The sequence below is a fragment of the Pseudomonas fluorescens genome (assembly GCF_902498065.1).
Lineage (GTDB): Bacteria > Pseudomonadota > Gammaproteobacteria > Pseudomonadales > Pseudomonadaceae > Aquipseudomonas > Aquipseudomonas fluorescens_BJ.
Genome location: NZ_CABVIR010000002.1, coordinates 403,048 through 418,993, shown reverse-complemented (window position 1 = coordinate 418,993; position 15,946 = coordinate 403,048). Strand labels below are relative to the sequence as shown.

At 58.3% G+C, this 15,946-nt stretch carries 16 protein-coding genes and 1 tRNA gene; 5 read left to right on the top strand and 12 right to left on the bottom strand.

The genetic code is table 11. The features are described from left to right. Nucleotides 1-102: 102 nt before the first annotated feature. The 3 genes from F8N43_RS11200 to F8N43_RS11190 form a co-directional block, all read right to left on the bottom strand. Complete coding sequence (locus F8N43_RS11200) at nt 103-765, bottom strand: class I SAM-dependent methyltransferase (protein WP_150653781.1); 663 nt, start codon at nt 763-765, stop codon at nt 103-105. A gap of 72 nt (nt 766-837) precedes the next feature. Next, complete coding sequence (locus tag F8N43_RS11195) at nt 838-2,487, bottom strand: phosphoethanolamine transferase (RefSeq protein ID WP_150630888.1); 1,650 nt, start codon at nt 2,485-2,487, stop codon at nt 838-840. Nucleotides 2,488-2,655: 168 nt separating this feature from the next. Then, entirely contained in the window at nt 2,656-4,038 is a 1,383-nt protein-coding gene (locus tag F8N43_RS11190; protein ID WP_150653780.1) for a glutamine synthetase family protein, read from the bottom strand. A gap of 415 nt (nt 4,039-4,453) precedes the next feature. Here F8N43_RS11190 and F8N43_RS11185 point away from each other — a divergent pair, with 415 nt between their 5' ends. The 3 genes from F8N43_RS11185 (at nt 4,454) to F8N43_RS11175 (ending at nt 7,614) form a co-directional block, all read left to right on the top strand. Further along, a complete protein-coding gene (locus tag F8N43_RS11185) occupies nt 4,454-5,638 on the top strand; it encodes a cyanate transporter (RefSeq protein WP_150653779.1) in 1,185 nt (394 codons plus the stop codon). Nucleotides 5,639-5,652: 14 nt separating this feature from the next. Further along, nucleotides 5,653-6,573, top strand: a complete 921-nt coding sequence (locus tag F8N43_RS11180) for a DMT family transporter (RefSeq protein ID WP_150653778.1) — start codon at nt 5,653-5,655, stop codon at nt 6,571-6,573. Nucleotides 6,574-6,678: 105 nt separating this feature from the next. After that, nucleotides 6,679-7,614 (top strand): LysR family transcriptional regulator, encoded by a 936-nt coding sequence (locus F8N43_RS11175; protein WP_150653863.1) that lies wholly within the window; start codon nt 6,679-6,681, stop codon nt 7,612-7,614. Nucleotides 7,615-7,617: 3 nt separating this feature from the next. Here the strand turns inward: F8N43_RS11175 and F8N43_RS11170 are convergent, their stop codons facing one another. From F8N43_RS11170 to dapA, 8 genes are all read right to left on the bottom strand, one after another. Beyond that, nucleotides 7,618-7,983: a 5-carboxymethyl-2-hydroxymuconate Delta-isomerase gene (locus F8N43_RS11170; protein ID WP_150630892.1), complete on the bottom strand. Its 366-nt coding sequence runs from the start codon at nt 7,981-7,983 to the stop codon at nt 7,618-7,620. A gap of 57 nt (nt 7,984-8,040) precedes the next feature. Next, complete coding sequence (locus tag F8N43_RS11165; RefSeq protein ID WP_150630893.1) at nt 8,041-8,967, bottom strand: LysR family transcriptional regulator; 927 nt, start codon at nt 8,965-8,967, stop codon at nt 8,041-8,043. A gap of 146 nt (nt 8,968-9,113) precedes the next feature. After that, nucleotides 9,114-9,305 carry a YegP family protein gene (locus F8N43_RS11160; RefSeq protein ID WP_150630894.1) on the bottom strand — a complete coding sequence of 64 codons (192 nt, stop codon included), beginning with the start codon at nt 9,303-9,305 and terminating at the stop codon, nt 9,114-9,116. Between the two features lie 376 nt (nt 9,306-9,681). Beyond that, a tRNA-Ser gene (locus F8N43_RS11155) sits at nt 9,682-9,771 on the bottom strand. Between the two features lie 83 nt (nt 9,772-9,854). Next, nucleotides 9,855-10,568 carry a phosphoribosylaminoimidazolesuccinocarboxamide synthase gene (gene purC / locus F8N43_RS11150; protein WP_008034929.1) on the bottom strand — a complete coding sequence of 238 codons (714 nt, stop codon included), beginning with the start codon at nt 10,566-10,568 and terminating at the stop codon, nt 9,855-9,857. A gap of 28 nt (nt 10,569-10,596) precedes the next feature. After that, a complete protein-coding gene (locus tag F8N43_RS11145; protein ID WP_008034928.1) occupies nt 10,597-11,355 on the bottom strand; it encodes an MBL fold metallo-hydrolase in 759 nt (252 codons plus the stop codon). A gap of 4 nt (nt 11,356-11,359) precedes the next feature. Then, entirely contained in the window at nt 11,360-12,475 is a 1,116-nt protein-coding gene (gene bamC / locus F8N43_RS11140) for an outer membrane protein assembly factor BamC (RefSeq protein ID WP_150630895.1), read from the bottom strand. Between the two features lie 17 nt (nt 12,476-12,492). Beyond that, on the bottom strand, nt 12,493-13,371 hold the full coding sequence (dapA, locus tag F8N43_RS11135) for a 4-hydroxy-tetrahydrodipicolinate synthase (protein WP_150630896.1): 879 nt from the start codon (nt 13,369-13,371) through the stop codon (nt 12,493-12,495). 328 nt (nt 13,372-13,699) lie between these two features. Between dapA and F8N43_RS11125 the strand changes: the two genes are divergently transcribed. Together F8N43_RS11125 and F8N43_RS11120 are read left to right on the top strand one after the other, a co-directional pair. After that, on the top strand, nt 13,700-14,260 hold the full coding sequence (locus F8N43_RS11125) for a glycine cleavage system protein R (protein ID WP_109628402.1): 561 nt from the start codon (nt 13,700-13,702) through the stop codon (nt 14,258-14,260). 10 nt (nt 14,261-14,270) lie between these two features. Then, complete coding sequence (locus F8N43_RS11120) at nt 14,271-14,744, top strand: peroxiredoxin (RefSeq protein WP_150653777.1); 474 nt, start codon at nt 14,271-14,273, stop codon at nt 14,742-14,744. 119 nt (nt 14,745-14,863) lie between these two features. Here F8N43_RS11120 and F8N43_RS11115 read toward each other — a convergent pair whose 3' ends face one another. Then, the gene (locus F8N43_RS11115) at nt 14,864-15,934 is read right to left on the bottom strand and encodes an AI-2E family transporter (RefSeq protein ID WP_150630898.1); all 1,071 of its coding nucleotides are present in this window, start codon (nt 15,932-15,934) and stop codon (nt 14,864-14,866) included. Nucleotides 15,935-15,946: the final 12 nt, after the last annotated feature.

The window sequence follows — 15,946 nt, the reverse complement described above, 5'->3', positions numbered from 1 at the left end:
GCGCGCAGTATATATCGCCCCCGGCGATTTCCGCGCCTCCACTGAACAAGAGCTTTAGCGAAAACACCTGCTTGTTAGCAAGAATTGTCTGACAGAGGGAGGTTATCTGGCCTTACGCAGCACGTAGACCCGCATCCGCGTGTAACCGGGGAGGAAGTCCTGGTGGCTGAGTAAACGGAACCCCGCCTGTTTGAACTCGGCTTCCACCTCGGCCTTGCTGGCCGACTGCCGGGCATGAACGCCTTGTGCAGCGGGCTGCCGGCGCTTGAAGTGAGCATCGATGCGCACCGCGACAATCACGGTGTCGCGGCTGACCCGGTGGAACTCGCCGAGCATGGCCGACCGATGCTCGGCGCTGGCGATGTGCTGAAACAGTTGCATGCACAAAATGCAGTCCACCGCATTCGCCGACAAACCGATGGTGAACGCCGAACTCTGAAAGGTCTTGACTCGTTTCAACAGGTATTGCGGGTGATGGGTGGGGGCATGATCGAGCATGTCCTGCGACGGATCGGACGCCAGGATCACCCGGTTTGCATGTTCGGCCAGCACCGGCCAGAAACGTCCGGCCCCGCAAGCGACGTCAAGAATCAACCCCGGCTCGCCAGCCACTTTGAGCGCGTTGCGCACCAACTGCTCGTCACGCCAGAACGCCAGGCGCCCGGCAAGACCTCGCGGGTGCGGCTGCTGACAGACGCGCGCGTGTTCCTGGTCGTAGCGCCGGGCGAACTCAAGCTCGATGGCGGATGGCGGCTGAGGGGACATGTGTAATTGCTCTGTAGGAAAATCCACCGGCCGCAGGTTAACGGTCGACACGTGAAAAAAAGGTCGTTGCCCTCACTCTTTGGCCAATACACCGTCGATCACCGCGCCACGGCAACCGGCAAACAGGTCCAGATCCTGGTTGTAGACTTTGCTGTTGACCTCCAGCAATCCGAGCATCGAATGGAACAGGTTGTCCTGGCTGAGCGGCTTTTCACGGCTCAACTGAAGGCAATGGGTATCCACCGAAAACGACTTTTGATAGCTGTCCGAGAACCAGGCCAGCATCGCCACATGCTTTTGTTGATCCGGCGCCAGCATGTAAGGTGTGCCGTGGAGGAACAGGTTGTATTCGCCCAGTGATTCACCGTGGTCCGACAGGTAGAGCATCGCGGTATCGACTTTGTCCTGGTTACTGCGCAACAGATCGATCAGGGTCGACAACACGTGGTCGGTGTAAACGAGGGTATTGTCATACCCATTGACGATACTTTCGCGGCTGCAATTATTCAGCGCATTGCTTTCACACACCGGCGTAAAGCGTTCGTACTCTTTCGGGTAGCGCTTGAAGTACTCCGGGCCATGACTGCCCATCTGGTGCAACACCAACACCGTGTCTTTATCCAGGGTGTCGATAAAGTGCTGCAAACCTTGCAGGAGAATTTCATCGCGGCATTCACTATTGGCGCAAAGCACCGGGTCCTTCAGGTTACTGACATCGTCGAGGGTGACACGGTCGCACGTGCCTTTGCAGCCCGACTGGTTATCGCGCCATATCACCTCGAGGCCTGCACGCTTGAGCACATCCAGCAGGCCCTCTTCGTTCTTGGCCTTGCTCGCGTTGTAATCCTTGCGGCCCATGTTGGAAAACATGCAGGGCACCGACACGGCCGTTTCAGTACCGCAGGAATGCACATCGGTATAGGCAATCAGGCCTGCTTCCTTATCCAGTTTTGGTGTGGTGTCACGGTTGTAACCCAGCACGCCGAAGTTCTCGGCCCGGGCACTTTCTCCCACCACCAACACGGTCAGGGATTTGCGGCCGTGCGCTTGCCAGGTCGGATTTCTCTCGGCATCTTCACCGATTTTGACGAAGGGCTGCCGGGCAGAAGCGACTTGCTCACCCAGGTAGCCGAACGAGGCGCCGATGTAGTTGCTCGGGACCACCATCAAACGCAACTCATGGTGATTACGAAACAGCGAGGACAGGCCTTGATAGTTAACCAGTGCGACGCCACCGATCACCGCAGCGGACGCAACACTCACCAGTACTTTACTGAGTAACTCACGGTGCCAGCGGCGGTAATTAATCGGTGTCATCCACAACAACCACGACGGTAAAACCCCGAGCAAAACAATATAAACAAGTAACTTTATCGAGAGTAAGTCACGCACTTCCGTGGCATTGGTTTGCGCAAAGTTACGCAACATGCCGGTGTCAATCAGTGCGCCATACTGGCCCATGAAATACGCCACCCCGGCGCTGATCATGAAGAGTAGGGTCAAGACTGGTTTCAGCAACGGGCGGAACGCCAGCAGGGTCAATACGATGTTGAAAGCAGCCAGAATCATCAAGCCGAAAGCCACGCGCATGACGACGCCGTGTCCGTCGAACGCGGTGATTTCAAACACATGTTGCCAGAGAACTAAATTAAAGCCTGTCAATAAAAAGGCGCTGGCAATCAACGTTACCCACTCGGGGCGAACGGCTTTGAATTTCCACATGATAGTCGGCTGTTCCTGAAAAGAAGCGCCGTCGGTAAATGTAAAAATTTCATTTACCGCGACAGCAGCAACTTTAGGCAGTCAACCATCAATTTTTTGTGAAAAAGAAGCCAACGATTAGTTGGCTTATGGTGCTTAACAAAAACTTAAGTTGTATTTGAGAACGGTTCAGGCCTGGTTCAGGTACCAGCGCCAGTCCTGCTCACCGACTTCGCCCATAAACTGTCGATACTCGGCACGCTTCACCGCGAGGTAAACACCAAGAAACTCACTGCCGAACGCCTCTCGCGCCCAGCCCGAACCTTCCAGTGCGCGCAATGTGGTCAGCCAGTCGGTCGGCAACAGTTCCGTGGCCTGGGCGTAACCATTGCCTTCCACCGGTGCGCCAGGGTCAAGTTGCTCACGAATGCCGCGATGAATGCCGGCCAGAATCGCCGCGGCCGCCAGATACGGGTTGGCGTCGGCACCACAGATTCGATGCTCGATATGCCGCGAGAATGCCGGCCCGCCCGGCACACGCAGACTGACGGTGCGATTGTCCACGCCCCAGGTAGCCGCCAGCGGCGCGTAACTGTTGGTCTGGAAGCGACGGTAGGAGTTGGCGTTCGGACAAAACAGCAACAACGAATCGAGCAAAGTGCTGAGCATCCCGCCTACCGCCTGCTTGAGCAGCGGAGTACCGTCCGCGGCCTCGCTGGCGAACAGGTTGTTGCCGTCCTTGTCCGCCAGGCTGACATGCATGTGCATGCCCGTGCCGGCCAGGTCATCGAACGGTTTGGCCATGAAACACGCGATCATCCCGTGTTTATGCGCAACGCCCTTGACCAGCCGCTTGTAGCGCACGGCTTCGTCCATGGCTTGCAAGGCGTCGGTGCGATGTTCGAGGGTGATCTCCACTTGTCCCGGCGCGTATTCCGAAATCGCCGTGCGCGCCGGAATGCCCTGGAGTTTGCAGGCGCTGTAGAGATCGGCCAGAAACGGCTCGATCTGTTCCAATTCACGCAATCCGTAGACCTGAGTCCCGCGCGGGCGCCCGCCATCGACATCCCGCGCCGGTTGCGGCCGTCCGTTGCTGTCGCGCTGTTGATCCAGCAGATAGAACTCCAGCTCCGCAGCCATCACCGGGTAATAACCGTCGGCCTGCAAGCTTTCGATTACCTTCGCCAACAGGTGCCTCGGGTCGGCGATGGTGGCCGGCATGCCTTCCTTGGGGTGCATGCTGACCTGCACCGCCGCCGTCGGAATCAACCGCCATGGCATGCGGGTCAGGCTGCCGCTGATCGGGTAGGCCCGGCAATCGATATCACCCACGTCCCAGACCAGTCCGGAGTTTTCCACGTCATCGCCGTTGATGGTCAGGCCCAGAATGGTGCTCGGCAGGGGGCGACCGCTTTCGTACACCGCCAGTAGCTCATCGCGATGCAACAACTTTCCCCGTGGCACACCGTTGTTGTCGAGGATGAACAACTCGAACATCTCGATATCCGGATTCTGTTCCAGAAAAGTCAGCGCTTCTTGCTTCGTGGCGAAGGAGGTCGTGGCACAACTCATGGGAATTCTCTTGTTTGCGCGTCAGGCAAACGCACAGGCGCTGCCAGTTTGATCCCGGCGCACAGCGCAGGACCTGTAAAAACAATCAAAGGGAAAGGCAGGAGTCCGGCGGGCGCGCGTGACGACAATGCCACAACGCCCAGAAGGCGAGTTCGGAAGGAAGTGCGACTGGACAATCGTCCATAAAGAAGACCGCAGTAGACAGATGAGCATCAGCGTCACATGGCTGGTTAAGTCGTTAAATCGGGATTTGAAGAACCTTGGTTGTGGGTTGGCTAAACATTACTCCAGAGCGCCCCATTGGATTTGCGTTGCCCTCCCTTTATTTAATTTCTAAATACCAGACCGGACTTTCTGATTTGCGGCCTTCCAGCCTCGCACGCCTAATTGGGCCTTGTCATTCAAGGTCCCATCGATGGAAAACGTCCGCGCCACTTCCCGCCCTGCCTTCTGGTTGATGGTCAGCATCATGCTCGTCGCCCTGAACCTGCGCCCTTCCATGGCCGCGGTCGGCCCTTTGCTCTCGGCGATTCGCGGCGACATCCCGCTGAGTTTCAGCCTGGCGTCGCTGCTGACCATGTTGCCGGTAATGGCCATGGGGATGGCGATGTTCGTCGGCCTCAGCGTCAGTCAATGGCTCGGCGAACAGCGCACGGTGCAGGTGTCGTTGCTGATTATCGGCTTGGCAACGGTGTCGCGCCTGTTCCTTGACTCGGCAGCCGAACTGATCCTCAGTGCCGTTCTGGCGGGCGTCGGTATCGCACTGATTCAAGCGTTGATGCCGGCACTGATCAAGTCGCGTTTCAGCGACAACGTTTCCGTGTGCATGGGCCTCTACGTCACGTCGATCATGGGAGGCGCCGCCCTCGCCGCGTCCTTCGCGCCGCTGGTGATGACGCGCACCGGCAGTTGGCGGACAGGCCTGGCGGTCTGGGCAATCCTGGCATTGGTGGCACTACTGTTTTGGTTCGGCCAACGTTCGGCGATGCCGGCACGGCCCGCTCAAGTGCAACGAAACGGGTCGTTCTTCACCCATTCCCGCGCCTGGTTACTCGCGATCTTCTTCGGCCTGGGCACGGCGTCCTACACCTGTGTGCTGGCCTGGCTGGCGCCGTACTACGTGGAAAAAGGCTGGAGCGAACAAAACGCCGGTTTGTTGTTAGGTTTTCTGACAGCCATGGAAGTACTGTCTGGCTTGCTGACGCCTGCGATCGCTAACCGCAGTCGTGACCGTCGCCTGGTGCTAGTGGTGTTGCTGGTGCTGATCATGGCCGGTTTCTGCGGGCTGATTGTGTGCCCGCGACACCTGAGTCTGTTATGGCCGTGCCTGCTGGGGCTGGGCATTGGCGGACTGTTCCCGATGAGCCTGATCGTGTCGCTGGATCACCTGGACAACCCGCAACGTGCGGGCGGGCTGACGGCCTTTGTCCAAGGCATCGGCTACCTGATCGCCGGTCTCTCGCCACTGATGGCCGGAATGATCCGCGATCAACTTGGCAGTTTCGAATGGGCCTGGTGGTCACTCACCGGCGTCATGGCGCTGATGATGTTGATGGTCCTGCGATTCAACCCGCGGCACTACGCCCGCCACATTCACTGACCCGGACGCCCCTCATGAAACACACCGGTTTCGCCGCCGCCCACGTCGGCATGCTGCTCTGGGCGCTGTTGATTGCTGCTTCGTTTTCCGCGGCGGCACAGGTCAGTCAAACCATTGATCCGATCCTGCTGACCGGTTTGCGCCTGTTATTTTGCGCCCTCGTGTTTTTACCGTTGCTGCTACTCAAGGGTGACACCGCCATGACCCGATGCGGCCTGTTCGGCCATGCGGTCCTCGGCTTGCTGCTGGCCGTGTATTTTGGCTCGTTGTTCGAAGCGCTGCGCTACACCTCCGCGGTCAACACCGGCACAATGTTCACGCTGGTGCCCTTGCTGACTCTGCTTTTCGAAGCCGTATTGATGCCGGACAGCAGCCTCAAACAACGGGTATTGCCGATGCTGATCGCGGCCGTCGGAGCCGTGCTGCTGGTGTTGAAAGGCGCGGGTCCGGGCGAGTTGCCGTCGCTCTATGCGGTGTGGGTGTACGGGCTCGGTTGCCTGGCGATGGCGCTCTATTCGCCCCTGAGTCAACGGCTTAAAACCAGCAGCCTCAAGGGCCGTGGCCCGGTGGGCATGACCTTCTGGAACATGCTGTTCGGTGCGTTGTTCCTGCTGGTGTTCTGTGGGTTCAGTGGCGGCTGGCGATCCGCGTCGTTGCTGACCCTGAACGATTTTTACTGGCTGGTTTACCTGGCGCTGTTCGCCACCTTGGCGACCTTCTGGTTGCTGCACCGGGCCATCGGCGTCATCGCCCCCTCCTCGGTTATTTCCTACATTTACCTGAGCACATTGTTCATCACGCTGTTTCATTGGTTCTGGTGGCGTCAATCACCACTGCCGCTGGAAATCGTCGGCGCTGTACTCGTAGGCATCGGCATGCTGGCGTTATTGATCTCCAGCCGTCGCACTGTGCATTTGGCACTGCCTCACAACTAAAAGGGAAACTTCCCACAAGGCATTCTCCTGGAACCATCGTTCCGTTAGGATCTTCCGAACGAGTCTGCGCTCAGTCAGCGCAAGGATCACAGCGAGATGGAATGGATGCTGAACAGTAACTTGCTTAGAAAACTCGACATGCAGGACCTCATGGTGTTTGTCGCCGTGTATGAACAAAGCAGCGTCACCGTAGTGTCCGAATCGCTCTGCGTCAGTCAGTCCACCGTCAGTTACTGCTTGAAAAAGCTACGCTGCGCGTTCGAAGACGAGTTGTTCATCAACACCCGCGCGGGGATGCGCCCCACTTACAAAGCCAGCACCATGTACACCCACGTGCTGAAAATCCTCGAAAGCATCAACCTCTGTCACGCCGGGGCGCAGGCGTTCGACCCTACTCTGCAACCGGTCACCTTCAATATTTGCGCACCGGAATACTTCGAGCAGTTAATCCTGCCGCGTCTATTGAAAAGCTTTGATTCCGCCGATTTACCGGTGATGGTCAACATGCACAAGTTCGAAACCGACATTCCGGCCGATGAACTGCGTGACGGCAGTCTCGACCTGGTGATTTGCTTCGGCCCGAATTTTCATCGCAATCACACCGACTTCAAATCCCGCCTGCTGCTGGAGGATGATCTGGTCTGTGTCTTCGATACACGAGCCACGCCCCTGGAGCCGCGTTTAAGTCTGCAAGCCTTCACCGAACGCCGGCACGTGTTTCCTACCCCCTGGACGTCGACCACCAACATGGTTGATGGCTGGCTGGCACAGCAAGCGCAAAAACGCCAAATCATCGCACGCTCAAACAGCTACAGCGCAGCACTGAAAATGATCACCGGGACCGACTTCATCGTTACCCTGCCCCGACGCATCCAGCATTTACTGGCCAGCGAAGCGATCTTCAATCACTGCGAAGCGCCCACAGGCTTGCCGGGTTTCACTCTCGACATGCAATGGAGTCAAGGCGCCGATCAGGACAGCGCCAATATCTGGTTGCGTGAACAGGTGGTCAAGGCCTGCACTGAACAGGCAACGGCCTGAAACTCAGTGGTTGATGGCGACTTTGCTATAGGACTCTCGATCAATGTCGAGGATTTCCACCGCCAACTGCACTTCAACCCCCGTCGGCCATACACACAGGTCCTGCACCACTGCCAGCAGGCTTTCAGACAACTGTTTTTTGATCTGCGGCGAGCGCCCACTCAACAACGCCAGTTTCACATGCACGAAAGCCCGCTCAGCCATTGCCGTACCGACCTTGAAGGTTTCGATCTTGACTGCTCGGCTTTTGATGTCGTACTCGGCAGCAAACTGACCGGAAGCCACCAGCGCATTGTTGAGCCGGATCAACGCCACGTCGGCGTTCAAATCAGGCAGGTTGGCGGTGTATTCCATGTGCAGGTGAGGCATGGCGTGGCTCCTTGAGGCTGGCGGAAAGGTCGTACATATAACACAGAGTTGTCCTGCTCACCGGGACGGCGGCGATACAAAGCGCTCACTCATGAACGCCTCCAGTCGCGAGCGCAACCAGCGCTCGGCAGGGTCGGTATCGACATGACTGAGCCAGACCATGGACAGGTCTAGGGTTGGTGTCTTGAACGGAAAAGGCTCCGTGAACAGTTGCCCGGACGCCGCCATCGCCTCGGCGGTGTAATCCGGCAGGCTGGCGATCAGGTCGGTTCCGGCGAGCAAGGCCGGCAACGAACTGTACTGCGGCACGGATAGCACCACCTGACGCGTACGACCGATATCCGCCAGCCACTCGTCAGCGTAACCACTGACGTTGGCGGTGTGAGACACCAGCACGTGCGGGCGCGAGCAGTACTCATCGAGGGTCAGCGGCGTGTCGGACGCATCGGCGCGCAAGATCATGGGCTGGATGTGCCGCAGCAATTTGCGCTTGGCATTGGCCGGGAGACCGCGGGTCTGGCTGATACCCACTGTAATGTCACCGGATGCCAGCAAATCGGGAATTCGCCAGTAATCGACATGCTGAACCACAAATACCACTTTTGGCGCTTCCTGACGCAGGGCGCGCAGCAACGGCGGCAACAAGCCAAACTCGACATCGTCCGACAGCCCGATACGAAAGGTCATGGTGCTGACGGCGGGATCGAAATCATGGGTCAGGCTCAACGCCACTGACAACGAGTCCAGTGCTGGCGACAAATACTGAATCAGCTCCTCGGCCCTGGCGGTCGGCTCCATCCGATGACCCACCCGGATAAACAGCGGGTCGTTGAACATCGTGCGCAAGCGGTTGAGGGCCGAGCTGATGGTCGGCTGCCCGAGAAACAACTTCTCCGCCACCCGGGTAACGTTGCGTTCGAGCATCAAGGTTTCGAACACCACCATCAGGTTGATATCCGCCTTGCGTAGTTCGTTGCGATTCATCCACTGCCCCAGGGTGTCCCTAACTGCCGACAGTTTAGGTAGCTGTCCCAAGCGGCGTCTATGCGACTCAAGCAGTTTGCGTTCAATCCGAAGCGAGGCTGTTTGAAACGAAGCTGCCCTGATTGAGCAGCTTCACCGGTCCAGGCCTAGATTTCCTTCACCGGGGTCTGATCCTCAGTGCCCTTGATCAGGCTGATGGCATGCACGCAATCCGCCTTGTTGACGTAAGACTCCCCGCTGGCAATCGTTTCATGGTTCCCCGCCCGCAAACGCCACCGCCATTGACCTTTGCCAGTCTGCGCGGTGCCACGGGTTTGCCTGTAAATCTCAAAATACATTGATCGCTCCTTGCGATTGCTGATGACGGCAGATCAGTGACCTGCGAAACCAGAGTAGATGAGGTTTTTGGGGGGCGAGGCTTTGCAATGTCAGGGGATATTTCGAGAGAAAACCCTTGATTGGAGCGGCAACCTGTAGAGACGGGGAGTGGTAATTGGAGCTACTTGGTTGAGTAACTTTTCTCGTGAACGGACGTGTTTTTCTTACGCCAGTATGCTGACGGCTCCTACGCAAAATAAAAACTGTACGCTTTGCGACATCCACCCCGTTGCGGCTGAATGCGGCCCTGCTACCGCGCTCCAAAATCGCCAAAAAAAACGACCAGAAACGAAAAAGCCCCGTAGCTTATTCAGCTACGGGGCTTTTTCTATGTAATGGCGGAGAGATAGGGATTCGAACCCTAGGTACCGGTGAAGGTACAACGGATTTCGAATCCGTCCCATTCGGCCACTCTGGCATCTCTCCAACGGCGCGCATCATAACAACACTTTTGCCGGAAGCGAACCCCCTAAGCGAAATTTTTCCGTGCTATCAGATGCTTGCGTCGATTAAAGCGGTACGCCCAGACGATTGGCGACTTCTTCGTAGGCTTCGATAACGTCACCGAGGCCCTGACGGAAGCGGTCCTTGTCCATTTTCTTGCCGGTGGCCTTGTCCCACAGACGGCAGCCGTCCGGGCTGAACTCGTCGCCCAGGACGATGGAGCCGTCGGAGAACACGCCGAATTCGAGTTTGAAGTCGACCAGCAGCAGGCCGGCGTCGTCGAACAGTTTGCTCAGGACTTCGTTGACCTTGAGCGACAGTTCTTTCATGCGAACCAGTTGCTCGGCGGTGCCCCAACCGAAGGCCACGACGTGGGATTCGTTGATGAACGGGTCACCCTTGGCGTCGTCCTTCAGGAACAGTTCGAAGGTGTAAGGGTTGAGCTTCATGCCTTCTTCGACGCCCAGGCGCTTGACCAGGCTGCCGGCGGCGTAGTTACGCACGACGCACTCGACCGGGATCATGTCGAGTTTTTTCACCAGGCATTCGTTGTCGCCCAGCAGTTTGTCGAATTGGGTCGGCACGCCGGCGGCTTCGAGTTTCTGCATGATGAAGGCGTTGAACTTGTTGTTCACCATGCCTTTGCGGTCGAGCTGCTCGATGCGCTTGCCGTCGAACGCCGAAGTGTCGTTGCGAAACAGCAGGATCAAGCGGTCAGCGTCGTCGGTCTTGAAAACCGATTTGGCTTTGCCGCGGTAGAGTTCTTCACGTTTTTCCATGATGGGCTCCGCTTGCTAAGTAGGTGGGCTAGGCGATGTGTCGCCAGTCGAGCCCTGAATCTTGATCGGCCAGTTGCAGCCAGTCCGGGTCGCACCCGAGGGTGTCGACAAAACATTGCCGGGCCAGCTGCGGCAGGTTGTTCTTGCTGCTCAGATGGGCCAGGACCAGGTGTTGCAGGCCTTGCCAGCCCAACTCGGACACCAGGAATGCCGCCTGGTGGTTGTTCAAATGTCCCAGTTCACCACCCACCCGCTGCTTGAGAAAGTACGGGTAGTGACCGCGAGCCAGCATGTCACGGCAATGGTTGGCCTCGATCATCAACGCATCGAGGTCACGATAGCCGTCCAGCACTTTGTTGCAGTATGAGCCCAGGTCGGTCAACAGGCCGAAGCGCCGCTCACCGTCACTGAACACATATTGCGTCGGTTCCTGTGCATCGTGGGCCACGGCAATGACGCCGATGCTCAGTGCGCCGATCTGCAGTTGCTCGCCGCCGGCCAGAAGGCCAGCCGGTTCAATCGGTTTGCGCATCCCGCGCAGGGTGCCGCGACTGAGGTAGACAGGCAGATTGTAGCGCCGAGACAGCAAACCCACGCCATGCACGTGGTCGGCATGTTCGTGGGTCACGAGTATCGCGCTCAGTTGCGCCGGGTTCACACCCAGGCGCAGCAAGCGTTTTTCGGTTTCCCGCAAGGAGAAACCACAATCCACCAGCACATACGTATCAGCGCTGGCTATCAGCGTGCCGTTCCCTTGGCTACCGCTGCCGAGAACGGCAAAACGCATGTGATCAGCCCAGGTTGTCCTGAATCACGCTCAACACTTTGCGCGCCACGTCAGCCGGCGCCACGGTGTTGATGTTTTTCTCGACGGTGACCTGAACGGTATCGCCGACCTTGCTCAGGCGAACCTGATAACGCTCGGCACGGGCTTCAACTTCTTCCTTGTCCGGCTTGCTGCCGAACAAGCCGCTGAGGAAACCAGGCTTCTCGTCTTTCTTCTCGGCTTTTTCGGCCAGGTTGATGTAGTACAGGCCCAGGCTGCGGTTGATGTCTTCAACGCGCCATTCGCCCTGCTCCAGCGCACGACCGACGCTCGACCAGGCACGATCCAGGTCGTTACCGACGTTCAGAACCGGGTTGCCGCTGCCGTCTTCGCTCAGGCTGACGCGACTTGGCGTATCGAAATCACGCGAAGCCAGCATGGAGACCGAACCGCCCTTCTCCGAGATGCGGCTCATGCTTGCCAGCATATCGTCGACCAGTGCCGCGTCCAGGCCTGTGTTGACCGAACGGTTGGTGAAGGCCACATCGGCGGTGCTGCCGGCAGGACGCTCGGCGCTGACCACATAGACTTCGCTGGTGTTGCGCTGCACGCCTGGCTCGATTCGGACCCGCACGCGGGTTTCGCTGTCGGCGCCGACACCGGCCGCACTCAGGCGTTTTGCCATCGCGGCGGACAGCTCGTCGGAATGCTGCCAGGTGGTGGTGAATTCGCCGGTTTGCGGGCGCTGCTCATCCAGACGGAAACCGTTGTCCTGGAAGAACTGCACGGCCACTGGCCAGACTTCGGCCGGCGGGTTCTGGGCCACGATCCAGCGAGAGTCGCCGGTCTTCTGCAGCGAGTAGGCGCTGGCATCGGCAGCGGCGGACAGTGGCTGCGGACGCGGCACGATGTACTCGCCCTTGACGGTGTCATCGGCCACGTTGCGAGGAATCGGCAGCAGCGGATCCAGACGTTTGGCGGTGCTGACGTCCGGTGGCATTTGCATAGGTGCAGTCTGTTGCGCTTCCAGGTAATCGCTACCACGGTCACGGAAATAACCTTCCGGGCCCCAGACCCATCCGCAGCCACTGGTGCTGGAGATAATCAAGGCAAGTGCGGAAAGTCCGGCCAATCGCTTCATGCGTAGTGCTTCCTCAATTAAACCAGTACGCCGGACTGGCGCATGGCCTGCCGCAGCGGTTCGTGACAGGCAGCGCTGAGCCAGGTGAGCGGCAGACGGATACCGTCCGGCATCAAGCCCATTTCATGCAGCGCCCATTTCACGGGGATAGGGTTGGATTCGATAAACAGGGTTTTATTGAGCGGCATCAGCTTTTCGTGAATCGCGCGGGCCGTGACGGCATCGCCTTTCAGAGCAGCGTTGCACAGGTCGGCCATGTCGCGCGGGGCAACGTTGGCGGTCACCGAAATGTTGCCTTTACCGCCGAGCAGAATCAGCTCGACTGCGGTGGCGTCGTCACCGGACAGCACCAGGAAGTCTTTGCTGACGCCATCGATGATGGCTTTGGCACGGGCCAGGTCGCCGGTGGCTTCCTTGATACCGATGATGTTTTTCACGGTCGACAGGCGAATCACGGTTTCGGTCAGCATGTCGCACGCCGTACGGCCCGGCACGTTGTACAGGATTTGCGGAATGTCGACGGCTTCGGCGATGGCCTTGAAGTGCTGGTACAAACCTTCCTGGGTCGGCTTGTTGTAGTAAGGCGTCACCAACAGGCAAGCATCGGCGCCGGCGGTTTTTGCATTGGTGGTCAGCTCGATGGCTTCGCGAGTCGAGTTGGCGCCGGTACCGGCGATCACCGGAATGCGCCCTGCAACCTGCTTGACCACGTAACGAATCACTTCGATGTGTTCGTTCACGTCTAGCGTGGCCGATTCACCTGTCGTGCCGACCGCCACGATGGCGTGGGTGCCGTTTTGCAGGTGAAAGTCCACCAGTTTGCTCAGGCTGTCCCAGTCGAGACGACCCTGTGCATCCATGGGTGTGACCAGTGCCACCATACTGCCCGCAATCATGCAACCGCTCCTGCCGGAAAAAGAGAGCCGTAATGGTACTGGCGCCAAGATGCTTGTACAAGCGAAGTACTGCGCTGCTGCCATTCCCCTTGGCGCCGCTTTTCGCTACCCTTCAGACTTTGATCGGTACTGATAAGCTCGTACGCCGGGTTCCAGCCTCCATTTTCGGCATCACAAGCCCCGATCCAGCGTTGCCACCCCTCGCTCTTGCCACACTGGAGCACGTCGCAACCTTCGGCCCGGGTTTTCTGAATTCGCATCCGCAGGCTCGCCCCCGGTCAAAAAAGCCCGTAGAAGTATCGACCGCTCATCGCTTTAGGAATGCTGCATGTCCACCCCCACAGTTCGCGAACAATTCCTTGTCATCAGTGCCCTCGGCGCCAACCCCATGGAGCTGACTAACGTCCTGTGCCGCGCCAGCCATGAAAACCGCTGCGCCGTGGTCACCTCTCGCCTGACCCGTCATGGCGAGTGCAGTGCGTTGATCCTCGAGATCTCCGGTAGCTGGGACGCCCTGGCTCGCCTGGAAGGCAGCCTGTCGGGCCTCGCCAAGAAGCACGCATTTACCGTTAACGTGGTGCGTAGCGCGGCGCTGGAGAATCGTCCCCAGGCCTTGCCTTACGTCGCTTATGTCAGCTCGGCCTATCGCTCGGACATCATCAACGAGCTGTGCCAGTTCTTCATGGACCATAACGTCGAGCTGGAAAACCTGACCTGCGACACGTATCAGGCGCCGCAAACCGGCGGCACCATGCTCAACGCCACGTTTACCGTGACCTTGCCCGCCGGCGTGCAAATCAGCTGGTTGCGCGATCAGTTCCTGGATTTCGCCGACGCGCTGAACCTGGATGCCCTGATCGAACCGTGGCGCCCACAAAACCCAATGTAAGGAAGCTTTCATGGCCGTTGCCATCGACCAACCGGTTGCCGACTTCGAAGCGCCCGCCACCAGCGGGCAGACCGTCAGCCTCGCGGGCCTTAAAGGCAAGCAAGTGGTGATCTACTTCTATCCGAAGGACAGCACGCCGGGCTGCACGACCCAGGGTCAAGGCTTTCGCGATCAGCTTGAGGTCTTTAAAGCGGCAAACACCGAAGTCTTCGGCGTGTCCCGTGACAGCCTGAAATCCCATGAGAACTTCAAAGCCAAACAGGCGTTCACCTTCGAGCTGATCAGCGACAAAGAAGAGGCGCTGTGCCAGTTGTTCGATGTGATCAAGCTGAAGAAGCTTTATGGCAAGGAATACATGGGCGTTGACCGGAGCACGTTCCTGATCGACAAGAATGGCGTGCTGCGTCAGGAATGGCGTGGTGTGAAGGTGCCGGGGCATGTGGATGCCGTTCTGGCAGCGGCTCAGGCATTGAACAAGGCCTAAGCTTTATTGGCGTCTGTACTGACGCCATCGCGGGCAAGCCCGTTCCCACAGGGACTGCATCGATCCTGTAGGAGCGGGCTTGCCCCGATGAGGCCCTCCGCCTCATCCTGTGAATCAGATTAAAGCAGCGGCGCCACCACTGGCTCCTTGCGCGGCCAGGCATCCAGCACTGCCTTGAACAGCGTCGCCAGGGGGATCGCAAAGAATACCCCCCAGAATCCCCACAACCCGCCAAACAACAACACCGCGCAGATGATCGCCACCGGATGCAGGTTGACCGCTTCCGAGAACAGCAGCGGCACCAGCACATTGCCATCCAGCGTCTGAATAATTCCGTAGACCGCCATCAAATAGATGAACTGATCGCTCCAGCCCCACTGAAACAACGCAATCAGCAACACGGGCACGGTCACCACCACGGCTCCAACATAAGGCACCACCACCGACACGCCCACCAACAACGCCAACAGTGCCGCGTAGTTGAGTTCCAATACGACAAACGCGATGTAGGTCACCCCACCGCAAATGAAAATCTCGATGACCTTGCCGCGAATGTAGTTGGCGATCTGCCGGTTCATTTCGTGGGCAACGCGGGTGATCAGCGCGCGCTCACGAGGCAAATAACCGCGGACCCACTGGCCGATCATTTCCCGGTCCTTGAGAAAGAAAAAAACCAGAATCGGCACCAGCACCAGGTAGATCATGATGTTGACCAGCAGCGGCAGACTCGACAGCGAAAAGGTCAGTGCCCACTGGCCGAACTTGCCGATCTCGCCTCGCGCCACCTCAATGGCCTGCAGAACCTGCTCGTCGGAGACCAGATGCGGGTAGCGCTCGGGCAACAGCAATAACAGTGATTGCCACTTGGCGAGCATGCCCGGCAACTCATTGAACAGCGTGATCAGCTGATGCCAGAGCAACGGCACCACGACAATAATGAACACCAGCAACACGCCCATGAACAAGGCGAAGACCAGCCCCACCGCCACGCCACCCGGCACGCGAAGTCGTTCAAGTGTCACCACCAGCCCTTGCATCAGATACGCCAGCACCATCCCGGCGAGCACCGGTGCGAGCATGCCGCCCAGGGTGAGCACAGCGGTAAACGCCAGAAACAGCAGGACCGCCAGTACCACCGCCTCTTCATCGGAGAAATAACGCTGAATCCAGTCGCGTAACACTTTGAACATCAATAATCCTTA